12 protein-coding genes are annotated in these 12,759 nt (G+C 68.9%); 5 read left to right on the top strand and 7 right to left on the bottom strand.

The window, feature by feature from the left end:
* Positions 1–65 precede the first annotated feature (65 nt).
* Together ACYVKI_RS09595 and ACYVKI_RS09600 are read left to right on the top strand one after the other, a co-directional pair.
* Positions 66–872 (top strand): inositol monophosphatase family protein, encoded by an 807-nt coding sequence (locus ACYVKI_RS09595; RefSeq protein WP_460690121.1) that lies wholly within the window; start codon positions 66–68, stop codon positions 870–872.
* 82 nt (positions 873–954) lie between these two features.
* Positions 955–1,743 carry a GntR family transcriptional regulator gene (locus ACYVKI_RS09600; RefSeq protein ID WP_460690122.1) on the top strand — a complete coding sequence of 263 codons (789 nt, stop codon included), beginning with the start codon at positions 955–957 and terminating at the stop codon, positions 1,741–1,743.
* A gap of 2 nt (positions 1,744–1,745) precedes the next feature.
* Here ACYVKI_RS09600 and ACYVKI_RS09605 read toward each other — a convergent pair whose 3' ends face one another.
* From ACYVKI_RS09605 to ACYVKI_RS09630, 6 genes are all read right to left on the bottom strand, one after another.
* Positions 1,746–3,320 carry an FAD-dependent oxidoreductase gene (locus ACYVKI_RS09605; protein WP_460690123.1) on the bottom strand — a complete coding sequence of 525 codons (1,575 nt, stop codon included), beginning with the start codon at positions 3,318–3,320 and terminating at the stop codon, positions 1,746–1,748.
* Entirely contained in the window at positions 3,313–3,618 is a 306-nt protein-coding gene (locus ACYVKI_RS09610; RefSeq protein WP_460690124.1) for a (2Fe-2S)-binding protein, read from the bottom strand. Before ACYVKI_RS09610 ends, ACYVKI_RS09605 begins: the two co-directional genes overlap by 8 nt.
* Positions 3,615–4,784: an NAD(P)/FAD-dependent oxidoreductase gene (locus ACYVKI_RS09615; RefSeq protein ID WP_460690125.1), complete on the bottom strand. Its 1,170-nt coding sequence runs from the start codon at positions 4,782–4,784 to the stop codon at positions 3,615–3,617. The genes ACYVKI_RS09610 and ACYVKI_RS09615 overlap by 4 nt, the downstream gene beginning before the upstream one ends.
* A complete protein-coding gene (locus ACYVKI_RS09620) occupies positions 4,781–5,521 on the bottom strand; it encodes a GntR family transcriptional regulator (protein ID WP_460690126.1) in 741 nt (246 codons plus the stop codon). Before ACYVKI_RS09620 ends, ACYVKI_RS09615 begins: the two co-directional genes overlap by 4 nt.
* A complete protein-coding gene (locus ACYVKI_RS09625; protein ID WP_460690127.1) occupies positions 5,518–6,519 on the bottom strand; it encodes a proline racemase family protein in 1,002 nt (333 codons plus the stop codon). The genes ACYVKI_RS09620 and ACYVKI_RS09625 overlap by 4 nt, the downstream gene beginning before the upstream one ends.
* 98 nt (positions 6,520–6,617) lie before the next feature.
* On the bottom strand, positions 6,618–7,520 hold the full coding sequence (locus ACYVKI_RS09630; RefSeq protein WP_460690128.1) for a dihydrodipicolinate synthase family protein: 903 nt from the start codon (positions 7,518–7,520) through the stop codon (positions 6,618–6,620).
* A 214-nt stretch (positions 7,521–7,734) separates the two neighbouring features.
* Between ACYVKI_RS09630 and ACYVKI_RS09635 the strand changes: the two genes are divergently transcribed.
* Genes ACYVKI_RS09635 through ACYVKI_RS09645 form a run of 3 tightly spaced genes read left to right on the top strand, consistent with a single transcriptional unit; the run spans position 7,735 to position 11,339 of the window.
* A complete protein-coding gene (locus ACYVKI_RS09635; protein WP_460690129.1) occupies positions 7,735–9,333 on the top strand; it encodes an aldehyde dehydrogenase (NADP(+)) in 1,599 nt (532 codons plus the stop codon).
* Position 9,334: 1 nt separating this feature from the next.
* Positions 9,335–10,354 carry a proline racemase family protein gene (locus tag ACYVKI_RS09640; RefSeq protein WP_460690130.1) on the top strand — a complete coding sequence of 340 codons (1,020 nt, stop codon included), beginning with the start codon at positions 9,335–9,337 and terminating at the stop codon, positions 10,352–10,354.
* Between the two features lie 37 nt (positions 10,355–10,391).
* On the top strand, positions 10,392–11,339 hold the full coding sequence (locus tag ACYVKI_RS09645; protein ID WP_460690131.1) for an ornithine cyclodeaminase family protein: 948 nt from the start codon (positions 10,392–10,394) through the stop codon (positions 11,337–11,339).
* 56 nt (positions 11,340–11,395) lie between these two features.
* Here the strand turns inward: ACYVKI_RS09645 and ACYVKI_RS09650 are convergent, their stop codons facing one another.
* A complete protein-coding gene (locus ACYVKI_RS09650; protein ID WP_460690132.1) occupies positions 11,396–12,574 on the bottom strand; it encodes a glutamate--cysteine ligase in 1,179 nt (392 codons plus the stop codon).
* Between the last annotated feature and the right edge of the window lie 185 nt (positions 12,575–12,759).

Genomic DNA, 12,759 nt, shown 5'->3' on the forward strand with positions numbered 1-12,759 from the left:
CGGACTCCTGCTGCTGCGCCCGTCCCATGCCTGCTCGCCCCCATGATGCGGAAGGATCACCTGCCATGTCGCTGAATCAGGCGACCGAGCCGATCGCACACCATCCTCGGGCTGAGGAGTTCGTCTCCTTCATCACGGAGCTGGCCGACGCCGCCCGGGCCTTCCTGTCGGAGCGGCACGAAGGGACGCGTTTCGAGACCAAAGAGGACAAGAGTCCGGTCACCGAGTTCGACCGGGGAGTCGAAGAGACGCTGCGCGGGATGATCTCCCGCCGCTATCCGTCCCACGGCATCATCGGCGAGGAGTTCCCTCCTCAGCGCCCGGACGCTGAGTATGTCTGGGTCATGGACCCGATCGACGGCACCAAGCCGTTCGTCGCCGGCATTCCGGTGTTCACCACGCTCATCGCGCTGTGTCATCGAGGATCACCGGTGATCGGTGTCGTCGATGCTCCGGTGTCGCAGGACCGGTGGCTCGGCGTCCAAGGTCGATCCACCACTCTCAACGGCCAGACGATTCGGACCAGCGGGCGCCAGGAGCTCGAGGGTGCGACTCTCTCCTGGAGCCAGCCGGACCAGGTCCTCGACGAGCACCGGAAGGCTGTGGCGGCACTCGACGAGCAGGTGGCCTGGCGCGTCTATGGCGCGGCATCCTACGGCTTCGGCCGTCTGGCTGCGGGATCCATCGACGTCAGCATCTACAGCGGAGGGTTCGGGACCTACGACGTCTGCGCCCTGGTGCCCATCATCGAAGGTGCGGGAGGGGTGATCACTGACGGTCGGGGGGACCCGATCACGACGACGGATCCGGTGGCGTGCCTCGCCGCCGCCACGCCTGAGCTGCATCGTCAGGTCCTGCGGCTGTTCGGATGAGCAGGCCGATTCGCCCGCCCCTGGATCCTCTGATGATCTGCGGGCGGGCGAATCTGTCTATACAGGTTGTAGTGTGAGGGGCATGACCAGGACTGAGCCGCTCCACCAGCAGGTCTATGCCGCGATGGTCGACAGGATCAGGTCCGGGCATTGGCAGGAAGGCGAACAGGTTCCCAGTGAGCAGTCGCTGGTGGAAGAGTTTGGCACCTCACGGGGTCCGGTGCGGCAGGCACTGGCCCGGCTCCGGACGGAAGGTCTGCTGATCGGGGGCAGGGGTGCCCCGCCGCGGGTGCAGAGAGTCATCCCCTCGCAGCCCTTCGACACGTATATCTCGTTCACCGAGTGGGCGGAGAGCCTCGGCCGTGAGCTGAGCCAGGTGACGATCGAGGTCGCGCGCAGGCGGGCCGACGCCGTCACCGCAGAGAATCTGGAGATCCCGGAAGGAAGCTCCGTGATCGAGGTGCTGCGTGTGCGAAGCCTCGACGGCGAGCCCATGATGGTGGAACGAGGCTGTTACCCCTACGAGGTGGGTCGTCACCTGCTCACTGCCGACCTCGACGTGCATAGCATCTACCGGATCCTCCGGGAGCAGGGCATCTATCCTGTGCGGGCACGGAACGTGATCGATGCGGTGGCGGCGAGCACGCAGCAGGGCGAATGGCTGCGTGTCGACCCGGGCAGTCCTCTGCTGAGGGTCCGGAGACAGTCCTTCGATGGTCACGGGAGGACGGTCGATTTCGCCGAGAACCTCTACCTGCCCAGTCATGCGACGTTCGCCGTCGAGAACACCCGGTCGCAGTCTCCGGGGCTGAGCCGTGTGACCATCGACCCGCCGGGCAGTCCAGGGAGTCCGTCGAACGCAGATCACTGAGTTCAGGGGGACGCCGGCGGCGGACCGTCATCAGGAAGAGACGGCTGAGACGCGAGGTCACGCAGGCGGACCGGTGCGGCCAACGGCCGCTTGGCGGTGCTGCGAGCGGCTCGCTGAGCAGCGGCAGCGGCATCGGCCTCTGAGCCTCCGTCATCGGCGGTGCGGGCTGCCAGGCACTGGGCGGCGAACCCACACATCCGCCCCTGGCACCAGCCCATGCCGATCCGCGTCACACCCTTGAGCCCACGCGGCTCATCCGCCTGCAGCTCGTCGATCGCGGCCTCGACTTCTGCGTAGGGCACGTCCTCACAGCGGCAGATCAGCGTCTGATCCTCCAGCCAGTCCGTCCAACCGCGGGGCAGCGGGTGGGCCCGGTGCATGGCGGCGGCGAAGCGCCGATGGTTGGCCAGGCGTATCCTGTCGCGCCGCAGGGCGACCCGGTGGGGGAGGCCCGGGGAGGCGAGAGACGACGAGGAGCGAGCGACGCCCAGGCTCTCGACAGCATGGATGCCGGCGATCCGACCCTCCAGCACGGCGGCGGCTGAACCGGCCACGCCGGTGATCTCCCCGGCGAGGGACAGCCCCGGCACGCTGGAACGCTGTTCGGCGTCCACGAGGCCCACCAGGGAGCCATCGACGCCGAGTCGCGTGGCCGCCTCGGACTGGACCAGCAGCTCCGCCTGGGGCACGAATCCCCAGCTGAGGCCCACCAGGTCGATGTCCTCCAGCCGCCGCTCGCGGCCGGGCATCGGGCGTCCGTCACGAAGGCGGGACACCGTGACGGCCTCGGCACGTGTGCCGCCGTGCACGGCAGTGACGGCCGTGCCGCGCAGGTAGGGCACCCGATGCCGGGCCAGCAGGGCGAGGTATTCGACGCCTTCGGCCGCCTTGGACGGAACGAGCGCGGCAGCGGCGGCACCTGCCGAGCGAGCGCGCGGATCGGGACGCCAGCCGGTGAGATCAGAGGATTCCACGACGGCGGCCACTTCGGCACCGGCATGCAGCAGGCTGGCCGCAGCGGCCAGCAGGAAGGGGCCGGTGCCGGCGATCACGGCGCGCTGGCCGGGGGCCACTCCCTGCGTCTTGATGAAGGCCTGGATGCCTCCGGCCGCCATCACTCCGGGCAGGGTCCAGCCCGGCACCGGCAGCTGCCGGTCGTAGGTCCCCGGGGCGAGGATCACCTGCTCCGCCCTCAGGCGGCGCAGGCTCGTCGGCGCGCCGATGGCCTGCAGCTCGGGCACCGGCTGGAGCGTCAGGGCGAATGGCTCGCGGGACTGTTGGTCTCCCGGCTGCAGAGAGAGGACCTGGTGCCCGGCCAGGTGCTCCAGCCGCCCCGCCAGGATCTGCTCCTGTGCGGCTGAGGCCAGACGCTGGTAGCTGGACCATCCGTGATGCCAGCGTCCGGGGTCCTCGTCGTGCTGGGGGTCGGCATGGCGCCAGTACTGGCCGCCGCTGCGCGGCCCGGCGTCCACCAGTAGCACGTGGCCGCCGTGTGCGGCGGCGGTGACCGCCGCGGACAGGCCGGCGGGGCCCGCCCCGATGACGACGATCTGCTGGGTGTTCTGCTGCTCACTCATCAGAGGCTCCCGGTCGGGTGGTCAGGGACATGCCCTCGGCCACCGGTACCAGACAGGCCCGTTGGTTGGGGGTTCCGTCGACGGTGACCAGGCAGTCGAAGCAGGAGCCGATGCCGCAGAACAGCCCGCGCGGGGAGCCGTCATGGCGTGTGACCCGCCAGCTGGGCTGCTCGGAGGTCAGCATCAGCGCCGCGGCCACGCTGCGGCCGGCGGGCACCCGCCGAGGGGCGCCGTCTACGGTGACGGTGACGGTCGGGGAGCCGGGGCCGGTCTCGGGGCGGGTCTCGGGGCCGGTCATGTGGTCACCTCCGTGGGCAGGGCGCCGAACCGTTCGGGGGCGAAGGCACCGAGGTCGAGATCGGTGGACGTTGCGGTGATCGCCTGGGCGAGGAGCCGACCGGTGCCTACGCTGAGCCCGATGCCCGCTCCTTCGTGGCCGCAGGCGTGCCAGAGTCCGGGGGCGCGCGGGTCAGGCCCGATCACGGGCACATGGTCGGGGCTGTAGGGACGGAACCCGGCATAGTGGCGCAGGATGGTCACCTCCGAGAGGAAGGGGAACAGGGCGGCGGCGTTGGTGGCGATCCTGCGCAGAGCCTCGACGCTGGGTGTGGAGTCGAAGCCGACGCGCTCGCGCGATGAGCCCAGCAGGATGCTGCCGGCCGGTGTGCTCTCCACCACGGGGGAGGATTGTAGGCCGTCCTCGGAGGAACCGACGTCGTCGATGTACTCGGCGGCATAGACCTTGTGGAAGACCCTCGGCGGCAGCGGCTCGGTGACCAGCACATGGCCACGGCGCGGCTGGACGGGCACATGGACGCCCGCCGCGGCGGCCAGCTCGGCGGCCCAGGGCCCTGCGGCATTGATGACGACGTCGGCCGCGAAGTCCCCCACCGGGGTGCGCACCCCGGTGATGGTCTCGCCCTGGGACAGGAAGCCGGTGACCGGCGTCTCGGAGTGTACGGCGGCCCCGCGCTCGCGGGCCATGCGCAGCAGGTGGGCGACCAGGAGCATGGGCATGACCTGGCAGTCGTCGGGGTAGAAGGCTGCTCCGACGGCCTGCGGGGCGATATGCGGTTCGTGCTCACGCAGTTGGGCGACGTCGATCTCCTCGACTGCGATGCCATGCTCCCGCTGCGTGAGCAGAGCCCGTTGCAGCGAGGCCATGGAGGACTCGCGGGAGGCCACGATGACGCCGCCCTTGTTCTCGAACTCCCAGAGGTGGGCGAACTCCGCCAGCTCGCCCCGCCACAGGCCCAGCGAGTAGTTGGCCAGGTCCAGCTCCGGGCCATGCTCCTTGTCGGAGACCAGCAGGTTTCCTTCGCACCGGGAGGAGGTCCCGCCCCCTGGCCGGTCCCTGTCGACCACGCGCACCTGCAGTCCGGCCACGGTGCAGTAGTAGGCGATGGCCGCGCCCACGGCGCCTGCGCCGATGACGATCACGTCGCTGCCGGTGCTGCGATTCATGGGGCCTCGCGGGCGGTCGCGTGCGAGGTGGGGGACAGCGCGGGGGCGATCTCGACGCCGTTCTCGGTCTCGGTGCCTTCGGACCACAGCGCAGAGGCGTGGCCGATGTGGCGCAGGATCACGGAATAGGCACGCTCGGCGTCGCCGGCCTTCATGCAGTCCAACAGTTCCACGTGCTCGCGGGCGGAGTCGGTCAGCGTGCCCTCCTCCACCAGGGAGCGCAGCGCCTTCAGGCGGGTCTGGCCGCGCAGACGGGTGCACAGCTGGGTGAGTCGCTCATTGCCGGTGTGCTGCAGGATCGCGGCGTGGAAGGCTCGGTCCTCGGCCAGGTAGGTGCGCAGGTCGCCTTCCTCCGCGGCGTCCGTGATCCGTTCAGCCCGACGGTACAGGTCGGGGAACTTCTCGTCGGGGATGCGCCCGACCACCGCGCGGGTGGCCGGAGCCTCCAGCAGTTGGCGCACGGTGGTGATCTCGCGCAGGTCTTCCGGGGTCATGGGGGTGACGCGGAAGCCCTTGTTCTTCACGGGAGTGACCAGGCCCTCATTGGTCAGATCCATCATGGCCTCGCGCACCGGGGTGGCGGAGACGCCCAACGGCTCTGCCAGGGCGGGAGCGGAATACAGCCGCCCCTCCTCCAGGTCACCGACGATGATCGCGGTGCGCAGTGCTTCGGTGACGGTGCTGCGCAGGCTCTGCAGCTGGGTGATGGTGGTCAGCGGGATCTGCTGGGCGGTCATAGCTCGAAGCCTTCCGGGTACGGATCAGTGGGGTCCAGGAAGTATTGTGCCGTGCCGGTGATCCAGGCCCGTCCGGTGACGGTGGGCACGACCGCCTCGTACTCACCGACCTGGCTGATCCCGGTCAGCCGCCCGATGAACCGCGACCCGATGAAGGACTCGTTGATGATGTCGGAGTGCAGCGCCAGCTCGCCGCGTGCGTGGAGTTGAGCCATCCGGGCGCTGGTGCCGGTGCCGCAGGGGGAGCGGTCGAACCATCCGGGATGGATGGCCATCGCGTGACGTGAGTGCTGGGCCGTGGACCCCGGAGCCTGAAGATAGACGTGGTGGCAGCCCCTGATGTCCTCCCGGGTGGGGTGTGTCGGCTCATCGGTTGCGTTGATGGCCGCCATGATGTCCAGCCCGGCGGCCAGCAGACGGTGCTTCTGCGCCGCATCGAACTCCAGCCCGAGGGCCGCAAGCTCCACGATGGCGTAGAAGTTTCCTCCGAACGCCAGATCATAGGTGACGTCTCCGAGGCCGGGAACGGCGACGGCGGCGTCGCGCCTCATCAGGAAGGAGGGCACGTTGGTGATGGTCACCGACTCGGCCCGTCCGTCGGAGACCGCCACGTCTGCGTGGACGAGTCCGGCCGGGGTGTCCAGCCGGACGGTGGTGATCGGCTCGACCACGTCGACCATGCCGGTTTCGACCAGCACTGTGCAGACCCCGATGGTGCCGTGCCCGCACATGGGCAGCAGTCCGGAGACCTCGATGAAGAGGACGCCCCAATCGGCGTCGTGCCGTGTGGGTGGCTGCAGGATGGCCCCACTCATGGAGGCATGACCCCGAGGCTCCCGCATCAGCAGGCGTCTCAGTCCGTCACGATTCTGCTGGAACCAGGTGCGGCGCTGGGCCATCGTCTCACCGGGGATGGGTGGGACTCCGCCGGTGATCACCCGGGTGGGCATGCCCTCGGTATGGGAATCCACTGCGTGGTAGACGTGTGAGGTCCTCACCTGATCCGCCCTGCCTCTCCTGGGTCACCATCGGCTCGTTCCGTCGTGGTGATCTGTGACATTGTAGTCAACCGCCCCGTGGGCGGAGCCATCATCGATCAGCGATATCCCTTGGCCAGTGCCGCTTCGGTGTCGGTCGTGATGGCTGCGGCGGCGGCCTCGGAGAGTGGTCCTCGTGGGGGTCGGCAGAGGCCGCCGTGGCGCCCGGCGATGTCCATGGACAGCTTGATGGCCTGGACGAACTCCGTCTTGGAGTCCCAGCGCATCAGTGAATGCAGCTCGGTGTAGATCGTCTTGGCCTGGACGAGGTCCTGGGGGTCTCTGCCGGTGGACAGGCGGTAGAGCTCCACGCAGGCCTGCGGAATGGCGTTGGGGTATCCCGAGACCCAGCCGACCGCACCGGCGAGGCCCATCTCCAGAACGGTGTCATCTGTGCCGATGATCAGGTCCATCTCGGGGGCGAGCTCCTTGATCTCGTAGGCGCGGCGCACATCTCCGGTGAACTCCTTGACCCCGACCATGTTGCCCTCGTCGTGGATGCGGGCGATGAGCTGCGGGGTCAGGTCCACCTTGGTGTCGATGGGGTTGTTGTAGCCGACGATCGGCAGGCCTGCGCGTCCCACGCGGCGATAGTGTTCGACGACCTCCTCGTCGTTGGCGCGGAAGCTGTTCGGCGGAAGAAGCATCACACAGTCAGCCCCGGCCTCTGCTGCCTGGTGAGCCCATTTCTCGGACTGCAAGGAGCCGTAGGCGCCGACGCCTGCCATCACGGTGAAGCCGTCGGGAGCGGCTTCGCGAGCTGTGGTGATCACGCGGGCCCGCTCCTCGTCGGACAGGGTCTGGTACTCACCCAAGGAGCCGTTGGGCGCCACTCCGTCACAGCCGTTCTCGGCGAGCCAGCGCACATGGTCGGCGAAGCCGTCGAAGTCAACGGTGTAGTCCTCGTGGAAAGGCAGTGCGGTGGCGACGATGACGCCGTGCCAGGGTTTGCGCTCAGTCATGGGTGCTCCTTCGGTGGGTCATGGGTGACAGGCGACCGGGGTCGTCTCACCTCATCCTCGGCACTCGGAGGAAAAATGTCAACTGTGACATTGCACAGATATGACTGCTGGTCGCTCACCCTGTCCCTTTGTCGTGTGACATGTACAATGGCACAATTCTGTCAATGTGAATCGTACGGACCACTCGTCAACGCCCTCCCGGAGGCCCCAGCTCATGACATCCCCTGACACCACCCTGCACTCGCTCGTCGCAGGCACCACCCTGCCCGGGGCCGCCGGCTCGATCCGAGCCACGGATCCCGCCGTCGGTCAGCCGACCGGACCGCAGTTCACCGCGCTGACCCCGGATCAGGGCCCGGTCGTTGTGGAGGCGGCCCAGCGGGCCTTCGGCCCCTACAGGAAGTTGCTCCCTGCGGATCGGGCCGCCTTCCTGCGCGGAATCTCTGACAGGTTGGAGGATCGCGCCGAGACGATCATCGACGCGGCGATGACCGAGACCGGCCTGCCGCAGGCCCGGCTCACCGGGGAGCTGGCCCGGACCACGAACCAGCTCCGACTCTTCGCCGACGTCATCACCGAGGGTGCGCATCATGGAGTGCGGATCGAGCACGCGCAGCCGGAGCGTGCGCCGATTCCCCGGCCGGACATCCGCCAGCGTCGCATCCCTGTGGGGCCGGTCCTGGTCTTCGGTGCGTCGAACTTCCCCCTCGCCTTCTCCGTGGCCGGCGGGGACACAGCCTCCGCCCTGGCCGCCGGCTCACCGGTGGTGTTCAAGGCCCACAACGCCCACCCGATGACCAGTCACCTGGTGGGCCAGGTCATCATGGAGACCGTGGCGGCCCACCAGCTGCCGGCAGGAGTGTTCTCCCTGGTCTACGGACGTGGAGCGGACATCGGCCAGGCGCTGATCAAACAGCCGGGCATCAAAGCGGCGGGCTTCACCGGGTCACGCAGAGGCGGCACCGCCCTGATGGCCACCGCAGCCGCCCGCCCGCAGCCTGTCCCGGTCTTCGCTGAGATGAGCTCGGTGAACCCGATCATCCTGCTGGACTCGGCACTCGCCGCGGACACCGCAGGTCTGGCGCAGGGATTCGTCACGTCGCTGACCGGTTCGGCCGGACAGCTGTGCACCGCGCCCGGACTGCTGATCGTGCCCTCGGGAGAGGTGGGGGACGCTTTCCTGCAGCAGGTGGCGGCGCTCCTGGCCGACGTCGCCGGGACCACGATGCTGACCCCCGGAATCTGCACTGCGCGGGTTCAGGGTGAGCAGGCATTGGCCGGTCTGCCAGGCGTCGAGCCGGTGGCCCACGGTCACGACGGCCCCACGAAGAATTCGCCCGCCCCAGCGGTCTACGCAACGGATGCCGAGACGTACCTGTCCACTCCCCAGCTCTCGGAGGAGATCTTCGGCTCCGTGTGCCTGGCGGTCCGATGGGACAGCGCGGATCAGCTGCGTCAGGTGGTCGACGAGCTGGAGGGGCAGCTGACTGCCACTCTGCACGTCGCCGAGCATGAGGGCCAGGACGCCGCCCTTGCGGCCGACCTCGTGGAACGTCTGGAGCTTGTGGCCGGACGCATCCTCGTCGGGGGCTGGCCCACCGGCGTCGACGTCGGCGATGCCATGGTGCACGGAGGCCCGTTCCCGGCGACGTCTGATGGACGGTCAACCTCGGTCGGCGCTGCGGCCATCGAACGATGGCTGCGACCAGTGGCCTACCAGAACCTGCCCGGCGAGCTGCAGCCTGGCGAAGTGCAGGACGCCAACCCTCTGGAGGTCCGCGCTCGACGGGTGAACGGCGTGACGGAGCGGTGAGATGAGACCGGTGCGCACGGTGGATTACCACACGGCGGGCGAACCGTTCCGCATCGTCCAGCACCCCCCGGTGGAGCTGCCTGGACGCACGGTGGCCGACCGGCGTGAGAAAGCTCGCCACGACCCCGCCGCGGGGGAGCTGCGGGAGTTCCTCTGCCACGAGCCCCGTGGCCATGCGGACATGTACGGCGGGTTCATCGTCCCGCCAGATGACGAAGGTGCCGATCTCGGCGTGCTGTTCTGGCACAAGGACGGTTTCTCCACCGCATGCGGGCACGGCACGATCGCGCTGGGAGTGTGGGCCCTCGACTCAGGAGCGGTGGCCCCCGACCCCTCCGGCACGACCGAGGTCGTCATCGATGTGCCCTCCGGGCGGGTCACCGCCCGGGTGAGGACGTCTCCGGACGGCCGGCCGCAGGCCGTCGACTTCGTCAACGTCCCCAGCTACCTTCTCCACCGCGACGTGCGTGTCACGACCTCGCGAGGGGACGTGCTGGTCGATGTGGCGTATGGGGGAGCCCTCTATGCCCACGTGCCGGCCTCGTCAGTCGGGCTGTCGGTCACCACGGAGGACTACCCCTCGTTGATCGCCATCGGCCGCGAGATCAGGCGGACGCTCAACGCCACCCAGTGGGGCCGGCATCCCTCGGACGAGAGGCTCAGCGGCATCTATGGGACCATCCTGCATGACGATTTGGGGAGCGACCCGGCCAGCGGCTTCCCCCATCAGCGGAACATCACGGTCTTCGCCGATGGAGAGGCGGACCGATCACCGTGCGGCTCCGGGACCTCCAGCCGGGTCGCCGTCCTGGCCGCTGACGGCACGCTCGGACCGGGACAGACCCTGGTGCACGACTCCATCATCACCACCCGCTTCTATGCGCAGTGGCAGGAGACAGCGGTCACCGACGGGTACGACGCCGTGATCCCCCAGGTGAGCGGCATGGCCTACCGTACGGGCAGTCACACTTTTGAGCTGGATCCGGCCGACCCCCTCGGCCCGGGATTCGTGCTGCGATGACCTGGTCTCCCTCTCCGCCGACCAAGAGGTCTCCACCATGAGCCAGGGATTCAGCAGCATCCCCGTCCTCTCCGCCGAGGAGGTCCGGCGCCAGATCACCCCGGAGCGTGCGCGGACCCTCATCGAGTCAGTCCTGCTGGACGGCCATGATCCGTCCGAGGACCCGGCACGTCGGCAGGTGACCGCCGGAGCGGGGCATCTGCTGCTGATGCCCTCTGCTGTGGGTCAGTGGGTCGGCGTCAAAGTGGCCTCGGTGTCTCCGGACAATCCTGGCCGCGGGCGGCCTCGTATTCAGGCGGTCTACGTGCTCATGGATGCGACGACTCTCACCCCGCAGGCTCTGGTCGACGGCGCAGTCCTGACGTCCCTGCGCACGCCGGCCACCACGGCTGTGGCCTGTGACCGGTTGGCGGCCGCCGATGCGTCCCGTCTGGTGGTCTTCGGCAGTGGCCCGCAGGCAGTGGAGCATATCGAGGCGATCTCGCGGATCCGCCCCCTTCAGGAGGTGCGGATGGTCGGTCGCCAGCAGAGCCGCCTGCGGTCGGCTCTGCAGGATGTGCGACAGCGCGGACATCCTGTGGCCCCGGGGCGCCCGGAGGACGTGGCCGACGCGGACATCGTGGTGTGCGCGACGTCCGCCGCAGAACCCGTGCTGGAGGACTCGTGGATCTGCGACGGGACGTTCGTCGCCGCGGTCGGGTCGCACGAGCCGCAGCGACGCGAACTTCCTGGCGCGCTTCTCCATCGTTCCCTGGTCACGGTCGAGGACCGGCGGACCGCCTTCCGAGAGGCGGGAGACGTCGTGATGGCTCAGCGTGAAGGGCTGCTCTCCCCGCAGGCGGAGAACATCATCGACCTGGCGTCCGTGGTGCGTGGCACGGTGAGCCGGCGGATCGATCGCCCCAACGTCTTCAAAGGAACGGGGATGTCATGGCAGGACCTTGCCGTCGTCGCCGGCTTGGATCTGGGCGAAGCTCTCGGGTGATGCGCCGGGCCGGAGACCCAGCGGGCGGTCGCGTCGGCTCGATCCTGTCCGGCAGGTCAGACTGAGCCGCCCCCGTCGATCGAGATCCGAGTCCGCGCTGCGGAGTCCAGCACGATCTGCCGCAGGTCTCCGCTGTGGGACGCGGCGATCTGGCGCTGCCGCATGTAGCCGGCGCCGCCGCGCATCATGTCCTCCACCAGGGTCAGTTCGTCGGCGCAGCCCAGCCGCTTCGCCACCGGCGCCAGGCGCTCGAGCTCACGGCCCAGATGATCGGTCACCAGCTCTTCGTCGCCCTCGGCGTTGAGGATGATGATCGCGTCGAGCCCGTAGCGGGCCGCCCGCCACTTGTTCTCCTGGGTGTACCAGGGCGGCATGGTGGGGATCTCCTCCCCTTCCTCGAGACGTTCCACCAGTGAGTGCACCAGACACTGGGTCAGGGCGGCGATCCCTGCGATCTCCTCCAGGGTGGCCAGGCCGTCGCAGATGCGCATCTCCACGGTCCCGAGCCGCGGCACGGCACGCACGTCCCATCGGACTTCGCTGACGTCATCGATCACTCCGGTGTGGGTGAGGTCCGCGACGCAATGCTCGAACCCGGACCATTCCTCGAACTGGAAGGGCAGCCCCGCAGTGGGCAGCTGCTGGAACATCAGCGCCCGCTGGGACGCATAGCCGGTGTCCTCGCCGGACCAGTAGGGCGACGACGCCGAGAGCGCCTGGAAGTGCGGGTAGAAGTTCAGCAGGCCGTCCACCACCGGCATCGCCTGTCGACGGTCGTCCAGGCCGACGTGGACGTGGACCCCATAGATCACCATCTGCCGACCCCACCACTGGGTGCGGCGGATGAGCTCGGCATAGCGTTCCTTGTCCGTGACGGGCTGCTCGGTGGGCGGGGCGAAAGGGTGGGAGCCCTGGGAGTAGAGGTCGACGTCGAGGGGGTCGCAGTAACGCATCACGTGCTGGGCGGTCTCCCGCAGGGAGCCGATCCCCTGGGCGACGTCGTCGCAGACCTCGGTGATGAGCTCCACCGTGTTGGTCAGCAGCTCCTGCTTCACGAAGGGGTGCTGCCCGTCGGACTCGAGGCCGACCTGGGGGTCCGCGGCCGCGTCCTCCTGGCAGGCGGTGAGCAGCCGGTCGGCGACCGATCGCAGGTCCCCCGTCTGGCGGTCGACCAGGGCGAGCTCCCATTCGAGGCCGAGCGTCGAACGCGCCGACGGGGCGAAGGGCAGATCCATACGGGGCTCCTCTGATGTCGGGGCGAGGGATGCGGAGCTTCAGGATACCGGGGAGAGGGTGTCTGTCGCCCCGGGGAGGAGGCTTCACTGGCTGGGAGGGCCACAGGCCAGACCCGCCGTCCCTGCCTTCAGGGACGCCGCGCGGGAATTAAGCGCGTCAGTCTCCTGGGTGTCCCCTGAAACGG

The sequence above is a fragment of the Nesterenkonia suensis genome, assembly GCF_054782935.1.

What these genes read in the sequence shown, in the direction of transcription:
- ACYVKI_RS09645 (WP_460690131.1), top strand. Translation starts at nt 10,392, where the DNA reads ATGAGCCAGGGATTCAGCAGCATCCCCGTCCTCTCCGCCGAGGAGGTC.
- ACYVKI_RS09650 (WP_460690132.1), bottom strand. Translation starts at nt 12,574, where the DNA reads ATGGATCTGCCCTTCGCCCCGTCGGCGCGTTCGACGCTCGGCCTCGAA.
- ACYVKI_RS09600 (WP_460690122.1), top strand. Translation starts at nt 955, where the DNA reads ATGACCAGGACTGAGCCGCTCCACCAGCAGGTCTATGCCGCGATGGTC.
- ACYVKI_RS09595 (WP_460690121.1), top strand. Translation starts at nt 66, where the DNA reads ATGTCGCTGAATCAGGCGACCGAGCCGATCGCACACCATCCTCGGGCT.
- ACYVKI_RS09615 (WP_460690125.1), bottom strand. Translation starts at nt 4,784, where the DNA reads ATGAATCGCAGCACCGGCAGCGACGTGATCGTCATCGGCGCAGGCGCC.
- ACYVKI_RS09630 (WP_460690128.1), bottom strand. Translation starts at nt 7,520, where the DNA reads ATGACTGAGCGCAAACCCTGGCACGGCGTCATCGTCGCCACCGCACTG.
- ACYVKI_RS09605 (WP_460690123.1), bottom strand. Translation starts at nt 3,320, where the DNA reads ATGAGTGAGCAGCAGAACACCCAGCAGATCGTCGTCATCGGGGCGGGC.
- ACYVKI_RS09640 (WP_460690130.1), top strand. Translation starts at nt 9,335, where the DNA reads ATGAGACCGGTGCGCACGGTGGATTACCACACGGCGGGCGAACCGTTC.
- ACYVKI_RS09635 (WP_460690129.1), top strand. Translation starts at nt 7,735, where the DNA reads ATGACATCCCCTGACACCACCCTGCACTCGCTCGTCGCAGGCACCACC.
- ACYVKI_RS09610 (WP_460690124.1), bottom strand. Translation starts at nt 3,618, where the DNA reads ATGACCGGCCCCGAGACCCGCCCCGAGACCGGCCCCGGCTCCCCGACC.
- ACYVKI_RS09620 (WP_460690126.1), bottom strand. Translation starts at nt 5,521, where the DNA reads ATGACCGCCCAGCAGATCCCGCTGACCACCATCACCCAGCTGCAGAGC.